Here is a 19285-nt window from a genome sequence, read left to right as displayed (position 1 = left end):
ACGACGGAATATTCGGTTGCCAAAAGTAGCGAAAATATTCAGGAGAATTCTATGTTTACTAAAAAAAGAGTAGTGCGCGCTGCGTTACTCGTAGTAGGCGCATATACACTTGCAGGTTGCGGTGGCTCGGGCGTAGAGTCGGGCACCAACGATCTGCTTACCTGTGAGGTTCCAAATGTACCTAATTCATCAGGTACGGCTTGTGAACCGCCACCACCTATTCAATGCGATGCGCCACTCGTACCTAATGAAGCGAACGATGCATGTGAAGCCGGTGCTGATCCAAGTTTACCTGCACCTGTATTTACCCCTTCATCTAATCAAGCTGTACTTTATTATAATCGGGCTGCTGTTGACGCTGATAACTCAAGTAACGATGCAGCTTATGAAGGCTGGAGACTACATACTTGGAACAATGACGAGTGTGATGCTTATGCTGACGCAGACACGGATTGGGCCAACGGTCGCATTCATAGCGGTATCGATCCAAACTATGGTGCGTATTGGATTCTAGACCTTAAAGACGGGTATGGAAGCTGCCACAATTTCATCATCCACAAAGGCACTGACGATGCCGGAAAAGAAATGGGGGGCGGAGACTTCCAGGGTTCTTTAGTACAAGATGATGAAACATTTGTACGCATGAATTTTACCCTCTCTGGCGAGGCAACCATATTCGAGTTTCCTATCATGTCTCTTGGTCCTCAGCCTGTTGATATCGAGGGTTTTGGCGCGCATTGGTTAGATGCCAACACTATTTTATGGGACGTACCTGAAACCGTTTCAGAGGTGAAACTTCACTATTCAGCACAGGCTGACTTAGAGAGCACGCTGGAAGAGGGTATTAACGGTACTCAAGTAACGTTAATGAGTACAACACTTACCGAAGAGCAAACTGCCCGTGCGCCGCACTTATCGGCTATGCAGGCTTGGGAAGGCGACTGGTCGGTTGAAGATGCTAAAACCGTGTTGACGACACAAGCCGTAGTAGGGGGTTACGATGCTGACGGTGCGCTTGTTGTTGCGACCGGGATCCAACTGGCTAACGGAATAGACGCACTATATACGCTCGGTGAAGACGATGCCGACGAAGCTCAACTTGGTGGTATCTACTCTGATACAGGTATTACTGCCGCATTGTGGGCGCCTACTGCTTCAAATGTTGATCTTCTGATTTATAACGACAACAAGACATTAAGCCAACGTATTGATATGGTTCGAGATGATACGTCTGGTGTCTGGCGTCATGAAGGCGATATGTCCCTTGACCGTCAGCTTTACCGTTATGAAGTTACCGTCTATCACCCTATTACGGGGAATGTAGAAACGCTGCTTGTTACAGACCCATATTCTGTGTCACTAAGCACAAACGGCCGTTTCTCTCGCTTCGTAAATCTAGCGGATGATGATTTAAAACCACAAGGCTGGGATACTCATACTATTCCGACGGTTGAAAATTATGAAGATGCAGTCATTTACCAAGGACACGTTCGTGACTTTAGCGTACGTGATATGTCTACGTCTGAGGAAAATAGAGGTAAATACCTTGCTTTTACTGAAGAGGGCACAGCACCGGTTGAGCACCTTAAAAAGCTAGTTGAAGCAGGGCTTACTTACTTCCATATACTTCCAGCAAATGACATAGCAACTATCGATGAAGATCCAACAAAAACGGTAGATTTATACGATTCGGTAGGCAAACTGTGTCGCTTAAATAGCAGTGCTGCGGTATGTGAAGAAGAAAGCGCTGATGCATTGCTAATTGACGTTTACAACGGTTACGATCCTTTATCTCAAGCGGGTAAAGCTCAGCAGCTTACTAATGATTTACGCAATCTAGATACATTCAACTGGGGTTATGATCCTCATCACTTTAACGCACCGGAAGGCAGCTATGCGTCGAGTGCAGAGGGTGTAGAACGCATTGTAGAAATGCGCGCCATGATCCAAGCACTTCACGAGATGGGGCTACGTGTTGCACTTGATGTAGTCTATAACCATACCAATGCGTCGGGTGTTTTCAGTAAGTCAGTATTAGACAAAGCGGTACCGGGCTACTATCACCGATATGAAGTGGATACGGGTGCGATTGTTCGTGAAACGTGCTGTGATGACACAGAGCCTCGCAATGTCATGATGGAAAAGTTCATGGAAGATTCGCTGCTCATGTGGACTGAGCATTATAAGTATGACTCATTCCGTTTCGACATCATGAGCCAAGCTACAAAAGACACTATGGTACGCTTGCGTGATGCAGTCCAAGCTATCGATGCTGACAATTATTTCTACGGTGAAGGCTGGACTAAAATAGACCGCGGTTACGAGCAAGCGAGCCAGCTCAATATGGCTGGTACCGAGATTGGTACCTATAACGACCGTATTCGCGAAGCTATTCGCCAGGGCGCTATCTTTAGACCGGAAGATGAAGGGCTATTAAGCGCGCAAGACCGTGTAAAAATGGGCATGATCGGAACGTTAAAAGACTATGTTTTGGAGACGTCTTCAGGAAGTGCAGGCGCTACCAGTAACTTAGGCGGCTATGCAGAAGATCCTGCGGATATCATTAACTACGTGTCGAAGCACGATAATGAAACACTGTGGGATCAGTTAAACTACACGCTTCCACACGATATTACTCTAGAACAGCGGGTTCGTGCCCAAAATGTAGCAATGGGTATTAATCTTGTGTCTCAAGGTATTCCATTTTTACAAATGGGCGGCGACATGCTTCGCTCAAAATCAATGGATAGAAATACCTATGATGCGGGCGACTGGTTTAACTACGTCGATTTCACCTACGAAACGAACAACTGGAACGTAGGTTTACCGTTGGCACAAGACAACGAAGCCCGTTGGGAAGAAATGGGTGAATTCATTTACAATCCAAATCGCGCGGCCTCAATGGCAGATATAATGTTTGCCTCTGATGTGTTTGCAGAATTGCTTAATATTCGAATGACAAGTCCGCTGTTTAGATTAACCACCGCTGAAGACATCATCGACCGTATAGGATTCCACAATATTGGCGCACGCCAGCAGCGTGGTCTTATAGCGATGAGCATTGATGACGGCATATCTGAAAACAGCGAAGTACCTCGCCTAGATTTAGACATGATGAATGATGCGGTTATGGTGCTAGTGAATACAGGGTATGAAGAGAAGTCTATCACGGTAAACACAGCAACAGGCTTTTCGCTTCACGCCACACAAATGAATTCTGTCGATGCAGCGGTACGCGGCGCCACATTTGTAGAAGGTGAAGATGGTAATGGAACCTTTACCGTTCCTGCACTAACTATTGCTGTTTTCGTAAAACCACAGTCTGGAGCTCAAGGTTATGGTCTATCAGCGTATGCCACGTCTGGTGCGCCTGATGTTGTTCCTTACGGCGACACCATCGCTTACCTGCGTGGAGATATGAATGGTTGGTCAACGGATGATGCATTTACCTATCAGGGTGACGGTAAGTACACCGTAACAGCTACACTTGAAGGTGGCGTTACATATGGATTCAAATTCGCATCTGAAGATTGGAGTACAGTGAACTTTGGCGCAGCGGATGGTGAAGAAGGTACAGTAATAGCGGGCGAAGAAAAGGTTCTTGCACGTACTAATACCAACCTTTCATTTACACCAGCGACGAGCGCGACCTACCTATTTACTATTGATGCGACTGATAGCGAAGCACCAATCCTAATGGTTGAAAACGAAGAGCCCTATGTTGGCACACCAGTGTATCTTCGTGGTGCAATGAACGACTGGGGTACGGCTGAGGAGTTTGCGTACCAAGGCGGACGTATTTACACTTTCTCTCGTGATGTTGAACCAGGAACTTACGAGTTTAAGGTTGCTTCAGAAGATTGGAGTACCGTGAACTTCGGTGCGATATCAGCAGATGATTCAGATCGCAACCTTGCGCCTGGTCAGACTTTGGGGCTCGCCGCTACTAACGACAATCTTATTTTGAACATTGAAACCGCCGACCGCTATGTGTTCGTATTCAACGTCACTGATTTAAATGCGCCAACCATTGGTGTATTTAAAGAAGCGTTTTGGGGCGACACTCAAGTTTATATCCGTGGTGGTATGAATGGCTGGGGAGCTGTCGATATGTTTGAATATCAAGGAGAAGGTGTTTATACCGCAGACATTGAATTGAGCGCAGGTAGTATTGAATTCAAAGTCGCTTCTGAAGACTGGTCGACAGTAAACCTTGGCAACCCGAACGATGCAGCAATCAACGTAGTAACGCCTAGCGAGCCGAAAATACTTGGCGCAAGTAACAATAATCTAATGATTGAAGTTGCAGAGTCTGGTCTATACGAGTTTAAGGTATCTGGCCCTGATGGAAATGCACCTACGTTAACGGTTACGAAAAAGTAAGACCGAATAAACGCTAATTTGGTAAATTTCTAATAAACCAAGATTTAAAAACCGCGACGTAGTTCGCGGTTTTTTGTTTTTGGCATATCTCTTGATTCTCTAGTAGTATCACCAAGAAGATAGTGGTCGTACCAGAGTGGTTGAATTTATTCAAAAGGAGATGAAAATGAAACGTGCACTTGTTGTTGAAGGTGGCGCTATGCGCGGAGTTTTTGCAGCAGGCGTGTTAGACAAATTCATGGAGCATGACTACCATTCGTTCGACTTCGCGATTGGTGTTTCAGCTGGCGCAACTAATCTTTCAACCTACGTGTCGAAAATGCATGGGCTTAGTAAAACCATCATCACGCAATATGCCACAAAGAGGGAGTTTTTTAGCCCGCTTCGTTTCATAAAAGGTGGGCACATGACAGATGTTCATTGGCTATGGCATCACTCTAAACAGTCCATGAATATTCCTGCACCAGGTGAAAAAAGCAGCATGCCACTGTATGTTGGGATTACTAATGCAGAGTCAGGTGAATGTGAATATATACAAGCCACCAAAGATAATGTTGATGATTTAATGGTAGCTTCCTGTGCGTTGCCAACTGCATACCGAGACGAAATTTCAATAAACGGTACGCGATACCTGGACGGGGGAGTGGCAGATGCAATACCTGCTATTCAAGCATACAAAATGGGTGCGAGGGATATCACGGTTATTCTTTCTCAACCGTTAGGTTTTACAAAACCAGAAGTAAAGTCTGTATGGCTAATGCAAAAGATGTATGGCAACCAGCCCGCGCTACTCGATAAGATGTTGCAGCGTGCCGCCATTTATAACGAAACGTTAGCTTTTCTCAATAATCCACCCGACGACTGCACAATCCGTGTGATAGCGCCTGATGAAGCTTTTTGCGTTAAGCGTTTAACTATGGATAAGAAGAAGTTATTGCGAGGCTACGGTCAAGGGCGGCGCATGGCAAGACGCTATCTTAAACATTGCTATGAGAATTCAGTGGAAAGACAGCGCAAAAGCGCATAGCTACCAGACTGATTTCTTCTTTCTGTACAAAGCCTGTATGCAAATCGCAACAAAAGGCTTATAGAGCTTGGTTTTTTTTCCAAGCTTTTTTTTATCTCCAATAAAACTCTAATTTTCAGTATCTTACCCTGTTTCAATTTGGCAACAGTTTAAGCTTAAGTTACTGGTTCTTACTTCTAGTACCAGTCTTACACAGCGTGAATTGTTGAATTTAGCAACGCTATTTCCCTTACACCGCTTATAACTAGCGCTGTTGACTTCCCGTTTGAACATAAGTTGCCATATTTCCTATTTTAGTAACATTTTGAAAAAAATGAATTTTATCGAGTTTATGAAGCATTCTTATGTAAACTTTGCAGGCAATGTGCAATATTTTCATTAAACTGGTCTGCATCTTGCTGAACAGGTGGCAATAAACGCTGTTTTTTTAACGATGCGAAGATGTCAGATGGTTCATTTATCTCAACATTAAATCCTTCTTAAAAAAGGGATTGAGTAAATAGACCAAACTGTCACACGTTATTAAAATATAGAAATTATAATCGACCACGCTTTGCAATATCACGTGCTTCTCGATAACAAGAGGAGACCAATGCTCATTGGCAGAAATGCTTATTGGCATAGTTGAATCGCGAGTTTTGTGTCTACCGCTTTTTAGATAAATTTAATCATACTTAAGGTTAGTTTACGCTAACCTGTCTAGAAGCGTGATAAAGAACGTGGCAATATCAAATGCTGAATAAAAAATAAAATAAATACAAACGTGCAAATTGCGAATCAGAAAATGTCAATTGGGTTAATAAACCCGAAAAATCCCGTAAATGTTGCTTCTATACTGCGAGCTGCAGGTTGTTATGGTGTGGCCAGCGTTTTTTATACTGGTCAGCGCTATCGATTTGCTAAAGATTTTAATGCGGATACGAAAGCGTTTCATAAAGTCATTCCGACCATTGGGGTCGACGACTTAAAAGAAGTAGTGCCTGAAGGTGCGTCAGTCGTAGCGGTTGAACTGGTAGAGGGTGCTACACCACTACCTTTGTTTGAGCACCCGAGCAATGCGTTTTACTTGCTAGGTCCTGAAGATGGCAGTATTGGCGAAGACGTTTTGTCTTGGTGCGATCATGTTGTCTACGTTCCTACTTTTTCATGCATGAATTTAGCGGCCACAGCAAATGTGTTGCTGTATGACCGTCTGTCAAAGTCTGATTACGTAAGTGGGGATGCACTTATCAGACAAAGTAGAGATACGAATAACAAATCTAAGATTAAATAGTAATTAAATAACTAAGGCTGTCGTTGCGAACAGGAAGTTACCCACAAGCCTAATAATAAATTAAATCAGGGGAGCTTTGCGTTGAAGATGAGAACAATGAGCGCAGTTCGAGCGTTTAATGGCGCCGTGTCTAACAAACTGAGTCGACTACCACAAACATTTTCTAGGGTACTCCCTAGTCGTTTCTCACTCGAAGAGAGTATTTCTAATTTCTTCTTTAGCCGTTACGAACTTGTGATTGCTAACGAAGAAAGTGAAAAGCAGGTGAGTTATAAAACGCGACACAAAGTGTATTGTGAAGAAATGAACTTCGAGCAGAAAAATGCCACTGCATTAGAAAAAGACAAGTTTGATGATCGCGCGATCAATTGCTACATCAAGCATTTGCCAACAGGAGAGTGTGCAGGCACGATAAGGTTGGTCTTGCCAACTGAAGCTGGCTTGGCACTTCCATTAGAAGAAAAGTGTGCGGAAGTAATCGGCGATGGTGCATTGCTACCTTCAAACTTGTCTCCACAAAGCGTCTGTGAAATCTCTCGCCTTGCAATACCGAGAGAATTTAGAGTGCGACAGTTACGCTCTAAAATCCTACCCTCTGAAAAAATTGAAAAAGTTAAACAAAAGAAAAATGTTCCATTTAACGTTGAGCATTTTCCTTATCTTTCAATTGCGCTGTACTTAATGGCAACGAGTGTGTGCCTTCATTTAAACGTTAAGCATGCCTATGTGCTAATGGAGCCTAAGTTAGCAAGAAGAATGAAGGCATTCGGTATTCATTTTAATCCAGTTGGTGAAGCTATTGAATTCAATGGCAAACGTATGCCATATAGATTGTCACCGCATGTACTGCTTGATGATTTAGCAAAACCACTAAAAGGTTTTCACAGAAAGATTCATTCAGAACTAAATAGTGCGTTACAAGCTATTGGCGATGTGGCCGTTCCCACCATTGAGCACACTCGAAAGCCGCTTCGCATAGCTCATGCAGCATGACACCATGCTATCTGGAATACTAAGCCGCCTCGTCAGGCGGTTTTTTTATGTTTGAATACGTATGCATGTTTTTTAACATCCAGTTAACGCGTATCCTGTTGGCATAATTTACGTTTATCACAATGATTACCATGCCAAATTTCCAATTTCGTTTTTGTCTTAAACCCTTGTCAATTGCTATGCTGTCAATTGGATTAACAGCGTGTACAGGGCCGACCTCTCCAGTGAATAATCAAAAACCGGTGATCAAAGACGCTAGTCTGAAACCATTTGGTCAAAGCGGCGAAAGTTCGACGCTAAACGATTCGGCTGAAAGGCAAGGTAAACCTGTTGTTTATCAAGTTTTTACTCGCTTGTTTGGAAACACGAATACAAATAACCAGCCTTGGGGCACAATAGAGCACAATGGGGTAGGTAAGTTTAGTGATTTTACTCCCGAAGCGCTTAAGGCCATAAAATCTTTGGGAACCAGTCACATCTGGTATACCGGTGTGCCGCACCATGCGGTGATTAATGACTACACTGATTTTGGTATTTCAAACGACGACCCAGATGTAGTGAAAGGCAGAGCGGGCTCTCCCTACGCAGTTAAAGATTACTACAACGTTAATCCAGACCTAGCCGATGATCCAGCCAAGCGTTTAGAAGAATTTGAAGCGCTAATTGCCAGGACTCACGCAGCGGGAATGAAGGTTATTATCGATATTGTGCCTAATCATGTCGCCCGTGATTACCATTCACTTTCTGCACCTGAAGGTGTAAGTGATTTCGGCGCGCACGACGACACGTCTGTTGAATACGCCCGTGATAACAACTTTTACTATGTAGTAGGTGAAGCGTTTCAAGTGCCCACAGCTGATAACTATCAACCTCTAGGTGGTGAAAAGCATCCACTATCTGACGGTAAGTTCGAAGAGTTTCCAGCAAAATGGACAGGCAACGGTGCTAGAGCTTCGAAACCGGATATAAACGACTGGTATGAGACCGTAAAAGTGAACTATGGCGTGAAGCCTGACGGCACCTACGACTTTCCAGTTTTACCTGAAGAGTACAGTGATAAGTCTTTTGAAGAACATGCCGCATTTTGGCAAGGAAAAGACGTACCAGATTCGTGGTATAAATTCAGAGATATTGCACATTATTGGATAGATAAAGGTGTCGACGGTTTCCGCTACGATATGGCCGAAATGGTGCCTGTCGAGTTTTGGTCGTTTCTAAATAGCAGTATTAAACAAAAGACACCTAATGCGTTCTTGCTAGCGGAAGTTTATCAACCAGATAAGTATCGCGAGTATATCCACCAAGGCAAAATGGACTACCTTTACGACAAGGTGGGTTTCTACGACACATTAAAAACGATTATGCAGGGGAGTGGAGAAGTAAGCAAACTGGTTACTATTCATGATGAAATCAATGATATCGCCCCGCATATGCTTCATTTTTTAGAAAATCACGACGAACAACGTATAGCCAGCCCCGACTTTGCCGGTAGTGCCCAGAAAGGTAAACCCGCGCTTGCAGTGAGTGCGCTTATTAGCAGTTCGCCTACGCTGTTGTACTTTGGTCAAGATGTGGGTGAAGACGGTAGCGAGGAGACTGGTTTTGGAGATCCAACACGTACGTCAATTTTCGATTATGTAGGTGTTCCTGCCCATCAGCGTTTTATGAACGACGGTAAGTTTGATGCAGGGAAATCTACCGAAGATGAAAAAGCACTTCACCAATTTTACCAAGACGTGATGGCTATTGCTGCCACAAACCCTGCTGTTACAGGTGAATATCAAAGCCTACACGCGCTCAATCTTGATGTGAAAGATTCAGCCTATACTGAGCAGCAATTTGCTTTTGTGCGCGCGCAAGGTGAGCACGGATTTGTGGTTGTGGCTAATTTTAACGATAAGCCTACAGGTGCAATGAAGCTTGTTGTTCCTTCAAATGTTTTAGGTAAAGATAGCGATCGGATTACGCTAGCGCCTATGCTTTCTCATGAAGGCATAACACTAGAAAAAGAGGGCATTAACTACAACGCTTCGTTCTCATTGGAAGGGCTTGAGACTAAAGTATTCGCCTTCTAATTAGGTTTTATCACATGCTGTTGAGTTAACGCGAAATACCATGTTTTTTTACATGGTGTTTCGTGAATACGTATGCAGAGCATTGGTCAGTTCGGACGGGCAAGGTAGTATCTCATCACCATCTTGTACTTAACGTATTTTTAACATGGGGTTGATGTGCCAAAACGTAACCGTGTAACTAATGACAGTGGTCATAAAAAAATCCAAAAGCGCGCAATTCCGCTTCTACTCAGCTCTATCACTACATTTCCTTTGTTCTCAGTTCAATCATCTGCAAACAGTGGCATTGATGTTTACCCGCCGAATTGGTGGGTTGGTATGCAAAACAGCAATGTAGAGTTGATGCTTTATGGTGATGATGTTGCCGATGACACTGTTTCAATAGCGATAGGCGATGTAAGAGTTAAGCATAGCCAAGCCCTTGATAGTGAAAACTATCTATTCGTAACGCTAGACACGTCGAATGTTAGTGCCCAAGAACTGGTTATCAGGCTTACTGACAGCGATGGTACGACCCGTGATTTCACTTACACGTTAGAAAAAAGAGCACAAGGCTCAGCGTCGCGCGAAGGCTTTGGGCCTCAAGATGCTATTTATCTTATTGCCCCCGACAGATATGCCAATGGTAATGTGGAAAATGATAATGTTAAGAGTTATGGCGATCCCGCAGACCGTTCATTCAAAGGTGGTCGCCACGGTGGTGACATTCAAGGTATTGTTGATAACCTCAACTACATTCAGGATATGGGCTTTACTCAAATATGGACAATGCCCATGCTCGAAAATGCCATGGATAAATACAGTTATCATGGCTATTCCACCACGGATTACTACAAAATAGACCCTAGATTTGGTTCCAATGACGATTTTATTGCGTTAAGTACTGAAGCTAAATCAAAGGGTCTTGGCATTATAATGGATATGGTACTTAACCATATAGGCAGTAATCATTTATGGATGAAAGATACGCCGTCACACGACTGGATCAATAACAACGGTAAATTTGTAGGGACAACCCACAAGCGTGAAGCTCTTCACGACCCTCACGCCATAGCAAGCGATATAAAAGGGTTTAGCGATGGTTGGTTTGTGCCAACCATGCCGGACTTAAATCAGCGCAATCCGCATTTAGCGAACTACCTTATTCAAAACGCGATTTGGTGGGTTGAAAGCGCTGGGCTAAGTGGAATACGTGTGGATACGTACTCCTATCCTGATAAGGCGTTTTTGAGCCAATGGACAAACCGCATAATGGACGAGTACCCGAATTTCAATATAGTAGGGGAAGAGTGGTCAGTTAACCCCGCAATCACGGCATATTGGCAGGCGGGTAGCCACCGCCACGATGATTACGATAGCGCTCTACCATCGGTTATGGATTTCCCGCTTCAAGCAGCAGTCGTTGAAGCGTTGAGCAATGACGAAAGCTGGAATTCTGGCTTCATCTCTGTATACGAAACCTTAGCTACTGACTTTTTGTATGGCGACCCGAATAATTTGGTCATCTTTCCTGATAACCACGATATGAGCCGCATTTTTACTCAGCTCGGTCATGATAAAGACAAATGGAATATGGCGATGACGCTATTGCTCACTACGCGCGGTATTCCACAAGTTTTTTACGGTACAGAAATTTTAATGGGGAACGAAAGCAGTGAAGACCACGGTATTATTCGTTCTGACTTTCCAGGCGGGTGGCCTTCGGACAATGACAAAAACGCTTTTACCGGGCACGGTTTAACGGATGATGAGCGTTGGGCACAGCAGCGTGTGAAGGGCTTACTTCAACTGCGTAAATCACACCCTTTGCAGTTTAAAGGCCTGTTGAAGCATTTTGCACCGGAGAATGGGGTTTATACCTATATTCGAGAGGTAAATGTCGATTCAGCCAGTGGTGCAGATAAATCAAATACTAATCAGTCTGATAAAATATTGGTCATCTTAAATAAAAAGCCAGTGGACCTGCCTCTAAATAAGTATGCAGAGGTGCTAAGCACACACCAGACGTTAACACGAGTTAGCGATGGGATATCTTTTAAGACGACGGATACCTTAAGCTTACCAGCAATGTCTGCTAGTGTTTTCATTGTGCAGTAATCGTATTAACTATAGTAAAACAATAAATAGAGCAAAGTATGCAAGCAACTCAACCACGCCTTTCTTTCTGGCAAATATGGAACGTCAGCTTTGGCTTTCTAGGTGTTCAATTCGGTTTTGCACTGCAAAACGCAAACGTAAGTCGGATCCTTTCAGACTTAGGGGCAGACCTTCACTCGCTATCTCTATTTTGGCTCGTCGCGCCAATCATGGGGTTAATCGTTCAACCAATTGTTGGCTCAGCATCTGATAGAACGTGGAATCGATTAGGTCGACGCCGCCCGTTCATCCTTGCTGGTGCAATCGCCGCAGTATTGGGTATGATTTTACTGCCTAATGCGCCGATATTTGTTGCCTTCTTGGCACCTATGGTAATGGGCGCGTTAATGGTTGCACTTATGGACGCGTCGTTTAACGTGTGTTTTCAGCCGTTTCGCTCATTGGTGTCAGACATGGTACCGCCGTCACAACGTAATGTTGGCTATTCGATTCAGTCATTACTGATTAATATAGGCGCAGTTATCGGCTCAATACTGCCATTTGTACTTACCAATGTTATTGGCCTTGAAAATACGGCACAAATGGGTGAGGTTGCACCTTCTGTTGTTTGGGCTTTCTACATTGGCGCTACAGTACTGCTTGGTACGGTCATTTGGACGGTAGTTCGTACCAAAGAATACGCACCAGATGAATACAACCGCTATAAAGGGCTTACCGAAGAGAAGCCTGCAACTGAAAAAGCGCCTAAAGCACCGCTAGGACAGCGCTTAAGTGAGTTTTTCACGTTAGTAAAAGATATGCCAAAGACGATGAAACAACTTGCTGTCGTGCAGTTTTTCTCGTGGTTTGCGCTCTTTATTATGTGGGTATATACCACACCTGCTATTACGCAACATATATGGAATGTAGATAAGCAGTGGTTTGACCCAGCTTATATTGCTGCAGCCCCGATGGTGCCTGAAACCATCATCATGGCCAAGGGAGCCGCTGGTGATTGGGTAGGGATTCTATTTGCTGCGTATTCGGTATTTGCTGCTATTTTTTCTATTTTCTTAGCAAAACTTGCTGACAAGTTTGGTCGCAAAACGGTTTACGCTTCGTCTTTAGCGCTAGGTGGCCTGAGCTACGTAAGCTTCTTGTTATTCCAAGACCTAACGATGATCAACGTAAACTTACTGATTACTGAAGTAACAGTACCTTTGGGCGCAGTGAAGCTGTTAATCCCTATGGTAGGCGTAGGTATTGCGTGGGCTGCTATTCTTGCTATGCCTTACGCTATGTTAGCTGGTGCGTTACCTGCAAATAAAACGGGGGTTTATATGGGTATCTTTAACTTTACCGTAGCCGCCCCTCAAATTGTATCGGGCCTAACTGCTGGCTGGATTCTAAGTTCTGTTTTCGACAACGACGCAAAGTACATTATCGTTGTTGCCGGAGTTTCTATGTTAATTGGTGCGGTTTCAGTTTTCTTCGTGAACGAGGCCGATAAGCAAGAAATTGAAGAAGCGCAGGGAGCTTAATATGTCATTTAATCGTACAACAATCGCATTAACGTTAGCTGGTTTATTTTGCTCAGCCTGCTCGAGTACATCTGTTCCTTCATCTAACGATATACAAGAAAACAGCCACGCTATCGTGGGTACCGCTACGCCATTTGCTAGCGAAGCGGTGTACTTTGTTGTGACAGATCGCTTTGTAGACGGCGACCCTTCGAACAATCATGAAGAGCAGGGAGGCGATCACCCTACGTGGCAACTGCCCCTAGAAGGTCCTGATGGTAAGAAAGCCTATGTGGGTTACATGGGCGGTGATTTACAGGGTATCTTAAACAACGCCGAATATATTAAAGAAATGGGGTTCACGGCAGTATGGATGACGCCTGTCCACGATAACCCGGACTATGCGTTTAATGGCGATGAACCCATTACTTATGGCGGTGCCTTTAAAGACGGTGGTAAAACGGGTTATCACGGCTATTGGGCAACGAATTTCTATAAAGCTGACGAGCATTTGGTTAGCGCCAATTTAAGCGTTAGTGACTATACGGCGAAAATGCGTCAACATGGCCTTAAGTCCGTGTTTGATATTGTGGCAAATCACGGCACACCAAGCTTCACCATGGAAAAGGACTTACCCGGCTACGGAGAAATATATGACAGTGATGGAAATCTGGTTGCTGATCATCAAAACTTGGCGCCTGAAGAGCTTGACCCTGAAAACAACCCGCTTCATAGCTTTTTTCACAACTATCCAGATTTAGTAAAGCTTTCTAATCTAGATGACGAAAACCCCGCCGTACGCGATTATCTCATCAACAGCTATTTGCATTGGATTTCTCAAGGTGCTGATGCATTTAGAATAGATACAATCAGGCATGTGCCTCATGCGTTTTGGCGTGAAGCGTCAGATCGTATTCGCGAGCAAAACCCTGACTTTTTTATGTTTGGCGAAGCATTTGACTATGAGGCGAACAACATTGCCCAACATACGTTACCGAAAAATGGGGGCGTCAGTGTATTAGACTTTCCTATGCAAAAGGCCATGGTGAGTGTATTTGAAAAGCCGCTAGAGAGTGATTTTGCTGACTTAGAAACGGTGCTTCATCTTACGCACGGGCCATATAACAATCCATATGAATTAACTACGTTCTACGATAACCACGATATGGCGCGCATTAATGCCACTGATGAAGGCTTTATTAATGCGCATAATTGGTTGTTTACAGTAAGAGGCATTCCGGTTGTATACATGGGATCTGAAATTGGCTTCATGCGCGGTACGGCGGAACATGCCGGCAATCGTAACTATGTTGGCCAAGAGCGCCTAGACCAAGCCAAGACACATCCTATTCAACAGGCGCTAACAAAGATTGCCAATGTGCGTAAAAACACGGTAGCACTGCAGCGCGGTGTTCAAGTCAACGTTGAACTTGACGGGCATCAAGCGGCGTTTTATCGCGTTGTTGATACTGCAGAAACACAGCAGACTGCACTTGTATTACTTAATAAGGGTAATGCCGCACAATCTTTTGAGGTTAGTGACTTTATGCAATCGGGCGACTGGACGGAACAATTATCTGGAGAAACGCAAACGGTAAAACTAGGTGATGCGTTAACCGCAACGGTTAAGCCCAATGGCGTTCAGGTATGGGTGCGCGAGGGTCAAGTAAGTAACAGTGCATTACTTGCTCAAATTAAGCATCAGTTGGCCCGCCAATAAAACGTGTTTAGCGCACAATAAAAAAGCCCCGTGGTTGTTTAACGCCCGGGGCTTTTTGTTAATCAGTGATTGCTTAATTTCTAGCGTGTAATTTGCGCACGCTTACTCACTGCCACATGACTGCCTAATAATAATATCCGCAGGCATTAAATAATCCTGAACGTCTTCGTTGTTAATGGCTTTTAATAAGGTGTTTACCAATAACTCGCCCGCCAGTTTGGTATTTTGCTGAACAGTGGTGAGCGAAGGCGTGGTGTAGGCTGAAACCGCAATATTGTCATAGCCAACCACGGCTACATCATCAGGCACATTCACTTTTGCCTGGCGCAGCGCTCTAAGCACGCCCATTGCAATAAGGTCCGATGCGCAGACAATTGCTTGGGGAAGTTCGCCACTTTGCAGCAATGATTTCACCGCTTCTGACCCCGCATCCTCAGTCGAAATAGCATTGCGTTGAACACTTGACTGATCAAGCCCATGGGATTGAAGTGTTTCAAAATAACCGTTAAAACGCGCTTTGAATTCAGGGGCGTGATCGCCGTTGTCGCCAATAAACGCAAAGGAAGTTTTACCCAAGCCAATTAAATGTGACGTTATGCTTTGGCCACCTTGATAGTTATCACAACCGATACTAACCCCTGGGTGGGCTTCATCTGGCGCACCCCAACGAACAAAGTGCGTGCCCTGTGATTCAAGTTGCGCGACTTTGTTTTGGTAATCAGTATAGTCGCCATATCCTAATAGAATAATGCCGTCAGCCTTATTTGAGTCTTCATATTCTGCGTGCCAGTCATCATCTAAATTTTGGAAGGACACAAGCAGATCATAGTTTGCTTGCGCACACGCGCGGGTAATACTGCCGAGCATCGCTAGGAAGAACGGATTAATCATCGAATCATCGGACGTAGGATCTTCAAACAAGAGTAGGGCAATTGTGCTGCTCTTTTGCTTTCTCAAGTTACTTGCGTTTTTATCCACTTTGTAATTGAGTTCCCGGGCAATACGCTGAACGCGATCTCTAGTTTCTTGATTAACTAGCGGGCTATTATTTAACGCTCGCGAAACCGTCGACTGCGAAACACCTGCCAAGTGGGCAATGTCAAAAGAGGTTGCTTTTTCTTTCATAAACACCATGATTTGCTGCTACGACCTTGTTGTCGCGAATTTAGATTACCATATTTTTATAATGACGCGCGCATTTTGAGACGCAGTCGCTCAAATGCCACGCAAAGTTACGATTTCGTTAGTGCTTATTTATATTTTGGAAGTCATAACGGCATTTAGTTTTAGAAGGTATTTGCAGATCGCTCTTAATTCAATCACTTGTCAGGCTTCTTTGAATAAAACATGGTTGAAGTAATTGCGAGAGTGTTATACTCAGCGAGATTTTGAAATATTACGTGCATAAGGGGAACAAGCGAATGGCCGAGACTGAACACCGTCCGACCAATTTTATCCGTCAGATTATTGATAAAGACCTGTCTAGTGGTCTACATGACGCAATTAAAACACGGTTTCCACCAGAGCCGAATGGCTTCTTACACATTGGCCACGCCAAGTCTATCTGCTTGAATTTTGGTATTGCTCAAGACTACACAGGTACGTGCAATTTACGCTTTGACGATACCAACCCTGCAAAAGAAGACATTACCTTCGTTAATTCAATTAAGGAAGATGTGCAATGGCTTGGATTTACGTGGGACGGAGAAGCGCGCTATTCATCGAATTACTTTGACCAACTACACGCATACGCCGTTGAACTTATTGAAAAAGGCTTAGCCTATGTAGATTTTTCAGCGCAAGACGTTATGCGCGAAATGCGTGGCACACTTAAAGAGCCTGGTCAAAATAGCCCTTATCGCGATACAGACGTTGAAACTAACCTCAGTGAGTTTGCCAAAATGACGGCAGGCGAATATAAAGAAGGTGAGTGTAGTCTGCGTGCGAAAATTGATATGGCATCGCCATTTATGTGCATGCGTGACCCGGTAATTTATCGCGTTAAGCATGCTCACCATCATCAAACTGGTGATAAGTGGTGCGTGTATCCAATGTACGATTTTACACATTGTATCTCAGACGCCATTGAGGGAATAACGCACTCCCTATGTACACTAGAGTTCCAGGATAACCGTCGTCTTTATGATTGGGTTATCGAAAACATTTCTATCGACTGCACGCCAAGACAGTATGAATTCTCACGTCTTAATCTAGAATATACGGTATTAAGCAAGCGTCGTCTGATTCAGTTAGTCGACGAAAACCATGTACATGGCTGGGACGACCCACGCATGCCTACCATTGCAGGTTTACGCCGTCGCGGCTACACACCGGGTTCAATCGTTGAGTTTTGTAAACGCATCGGTGTGACTAAGATGGACAACATGGTTGAAATGTCCATGCTAGAAGCGTGCATACGCGACGACCTAAATGCAAATGCTCCTCGCGCAATGGCCGTACTAGAGCCAATAAAGCTCGTTATCGAAAATTATGAGGAAGGCCAGACAGAAACGCTGGTTGCGCCAAATCATCCTAACGATGAAAGTATGGGTACGCGTAACATCGGCTTCAGTCGCGAAGTGTATATAGAAGCAGAAGACTTCCGAGAGTCAGCGAACAAGAAGTTTAAGCGCTTAGTGCTTGATAAAGAAGTTCGTCTTCGTAACGCCTACGTGGTTAAAGCTAATCGCGTTGAAAAAGATGAAAATGGTAATGTAACAACCGTTTTTTGTACTTATGACGCAGATACTCTAGGTAAAGATCCGGCTGATGGCCGCAAAGTTAAAGGTGTTATTCATTGGGTGGATGCAGCAACAGCACAGGCAGCAGAGTTTAGGCTTTACGACCGCTTGTTTAACGTGCCTAACCCAGCAGCGGAAGAAAACTTTACCGATGCGATTAACCCTGACTCGTTGGAAGTAAAACACGGTTGGGTAGAAGCCGGATTGGCAGACAATGTTCCTGAAGTAGGAGCATGGCAGTTTGAACGCACTGGCTACTTCTGTGTAGATAAAGACAGCACAGACGACAAGCCGGTCTTTAACCGCACTGTAGGTCTAAGAGATACATGGGCCAAAATGGGCGAGTAGGCACTGGCCTTTAGCCATTTATGCGCTGTAAACAAAAAACCGCTTAAGTGCTGCTTAAGCGGTTTTTTCGTTTAACGGAACATTGCTTTCGTTAATTACTTTGGTTGGCAATCAAGTGACTGTCCGGTTGTTTCCTTACTGTCTTCGCCCATAAGATAAAGATACGTAGGCATAATATCTTCAGGTGTTTTTAGTGTATCAGGGTTTTCTGCTGGAAACGCTTGAGCGCGCATTTGTGTGCGGGTACCACCTGGATTAATACAGTTAAAGCGCAGTGACTTATTTCGATATTCATCAGCAAGGGTTTGCATAACGCCTTCTGTTGCGAATTTTGATACGGCGTACGTTCCCCAAAATGCGCGACCTTTTCTGCCTACGCTAGAGGTGGTGAAAATTACCGATGCACTTTCTGCCTTCTCTAGAGCGGGAATAAGCGCTTGTGTCATGAAAACCATGCCATTTAGGTTAATTTGCATCACGTCTTGCCATTCTTGCGCATCAATATCTTTAAATGCACTAAGGTGGCCTAAAATACTCGCATTGTGAAGAACACCATCTAATCGGCCAAACTGGTCAATAATGGTTTGCGTCATTTGCTGATAATGAGAGGGCGTTGCGCCTTTGATATCTAGAGGAACAATGGCGGGTTCTTGACCACCTGCTGCGACAATATCGTCGTACACAGCTTCAAGTTTAGACACGGTGCGGCCTAATAAAATACAAATAGCGCCATGTGCAGCATACGTTTTTGCGGCTTGTGCACCAATTCCATCGCCAGCCCCGGTGATAAGAATAACTTTATCGCGCAATAAATCCGCTGGTGCGTTGTAATCGTTCATCATTTTCCTTCAAAAGGTTCATTTATATCGCAATGATTGGGGCCTGTAGACCCAATTGAGAATCAAACCCCAGATCATACTCAGCCTGACTCACAAGTAAAACAATGAATGAAAATTTCTTCAAACGTAAAAAAAGTTAACAAAAGTAGTTAACAAAACTTTGCAAAGTTGCAACAAAGTCAATAAGATTGAGGAAGATACAACTGGTCTAACATGTTTAAAACTATCATCTACGCCTGTAAAGACAGGGTAGACCAAGCTACTTTTAATAGAGTTAAGTTTTAGACACA

General features: G+C 44.1%; 11 protein-coding genes. 9 read left to right on the top strand and 2 right to left on the bottom strand.

The window, feature by feature from the left end; all coding sequences use genetic code 11:
* Positions 1 to 51 precede the first annotated feature (51 nt).
* The 8 genes from QVA83_RS02085 to QVA83_RS02050 all read left to right on the top strand — a co-directional run bounded on the left by QVA83_RS02085 (position 52) and on the right by QVA83_RS02050 (position 15067).
* Complete coding sequence (locus QVA83_RS02085; protein ID WP_287498080.1) at positions 52 to 4383, top strand: alpha-1,6-glucosidase domain-containing protein; 4332 nt, start codon at positions 52 to 54, stop codon at positions 4381 to 4383.
* Positions 4384 to 4549: 166 nt separating this feature from the next.
* Positions 4550 to 5410, top strand: a complete 861-nt coding sequence (locus QVA83_RS02080; protein WP_101564579.1) for a patatin-like phospholipase family protein — start codon at positions 4550 to 4552, stop codon at positions 5408 to 5410.
* Positions 5411 to 6194: 784 nt separating this feature from the next.
* On the top strand, positions 6195 to 6683 hold the full coding sequence (locus QVA83_RS02075; protein ID WP_207198495.1) for an RNA methyltransferase: 489 nt from the start codon (positions 6195 to 6197) through the stop codon (positions 6681 to 6683).
* A 96-nt stretch (positions 6684 to 6779) separates the two neighbouring features.
* Positions 6780 to 7676, top strand: a complete 897-nt coding sequence (locus QVA83_RS02070) for a PEP-CTERM/exosortase system-associated acyltransferase (RefSeq protein WP_014949457.1) — start codon at positions 6780 to 6782, stop codon at positions 7674 to 7676.
* Positions 7677 to 7798: 122 nt separating this feature from the next.
* On the top strand, positions 7799 to 9751 hold the full coding sequence (locus QVA83_RS02065) for an alpha-amylase family protein (protein WP_156078347.1): 1953 nt from the start codon (positions 7799 to 7801) through the stop codon (positions 9749 to 9751).
* 156 nt (positions 9752 to 9907) lie between these two features.
* Positions 9908 to 11848, top strand: a complete 1941-nt coding sequence (locus QVA83_RS02060; protein WP_156078348.1) for a glycoside hydrolase family 13 protein — start codon at positions 9908 to 9910, stop codon at positions 11846 to 11848.
* Between the two features lie 38 nt (positions 11849 to 11886).
* Positions 11887 to 13368: an MFS transporter gene (locus QVA83_RS02055; RefSeq protein ID WP_014976545.1), complete on the top strand. Its 1482-nt coding sequence runs from the start codon at positions 11887 to 11889 to the stop codon at positions 13366 to 13368.
* A gap of 1 nt (position 13369) precedes the next feature.
* Positions 13370 to 15067: an alpha-amylase family glycosyl hydrolase gene (locus QVA83_RS02050; RefSeq protein WP_156078349.1), complete on the top strand. Its 1698-nt coding sequence runs from the start codon at positions 13370 to 13372 to the stop codon at positions 15065 to 15067.
* 102 nt (positions 15068 to 15169) lie between these two features.
* Here QVA83_RS02050 and QVA83_RS02045 read toward each other — a convergent pair whose 3' ends face one another.
* Complete coding sequence (locus QVA83_RS02045) at positions 15170 to 16192, bottom strand: LacI family DNA-binding transcriptional regulator (RefSeq protein ID WP_014949462.1); 1023 nt, start codon at positions 16190 to 16192, stop codon at positions 15170 to 15172.
* Between the two features lie 296 nt (positions 16193 to 16488).
* On the opposite strand from QVA83_RS02045, the gene glnS reads away from it, so the two are divergent.
* On the top strand, positions 16489 to 18156 hold the full coding sequence (gene glnS / locus QVA83_RS02040; protein WP_156078350.1) for a glutamine--tRNA ligase: 1668 nt from the start codon (positions 16489 to 16491) through the stop codon (positions 18154 to 18156).
* Between the two features lie 95 nt (positions 18157 to 18251).
* Here glnS and QVA83_RS02035 read toward each other — a convergent pair whose 3' ends face one another.
* A complete protein-coding gene (locus QVA83_RS02035; protein WP_014949464.1) occupies positions 18252 to 18995 on the bottom strand; it encodes a YciK family oxidoreductase in 744 nt (247 codons plus the stop codon).
* Positions 18996 to 19285 lie beyond the last annotated feature (290 nt).

This window comes from Alteromonas sp. AO-Serp, from assembly GCF_017849675.1.
GTDB lineage: Bacteria > Pseudomonadota > Gammaproteobacteria > Enterobacterales > Alteromonadaceae > Alteromonas > Alteromonas macleodii.
Note: the sequence above shows the minus strand (reverse complement) of the source record. Positions and strands in the feature narration are given on the sequence as shown.

Excerpts from the sequence above, each read along its gene's own strand:
- QVA83_RS02085 (WP_287498080.1), top strand. The coding sequence starts at position 52 with ATGTTTACTAAAAAAAGAGTAGTGCGCGCTGCGTTACTCGTAGTAGGC.
- QVA83_RS02080 (WP_101564579.1), top strand. The coding sequence starts at position 4,550 with ATGAAACGTGCACTTGTTGTTGAAGGTGGCGCTATGCGCGGAGTTTTT.
- QVA83_RS02075 (WP_207198495.1), top strand. The coding sequence starts at position 6,195 with ATGTCAATTGGGTTAATAAACCCGAAAAATCCCGTAAATGTTGCTTCT.
- QVA83_RS02070 (WP_014949457.1), top strand. The coding sequence starts at position 6,780 with ATGAGCGCAGTTCGAGCGTTTAATGGCGCCGTGTCTAACAAACTGAGT.
- QVA83_RS02065 (WP_156078347.1), top strand. The coding sequence starts at position 7,799 with ATGATTACCATGCCAAATTTCCAATTTCGTTTTTGTCTTAAACCCTTG.
- QVA83_RS02055 (WP_014976545.1), top strand. The coding sequence starts at position 11,887 with ATGCAAGCAACTCAACCACGCCTTTCTTTCTGGCAAATATGGAACGTC.
- QVA83_RS02050 (WP_156078349.1), top strand. The coding sequence starts at position 13,370 with ATGTCATTTAATCGTACAACAATCGCATTAACGTTAGCTGGTTTATTT.
- QVA83_RS02045 (WP_014949462.1), bottom strand. The coding sequence starts at position 16,192 with ATGAAAGAAAAAGCAACCTCTTTTGACATTGCCCACTTGGCAGGTGTT.
- glnS (WP_156078350.1), top strand. The coding sequence starts at position 16,489 with ATGGCCGAGACTGAACACCGTCCGACCAATTTTATCCGTCAGATTATT.
- QVA83_RS02035 (WP_014949464.1), bottom strand. The coding sequence starts at position 18,995 with ATGAACGATTACAACGCACCAGCGGATTTATTGCGCGATAAAGTTATT.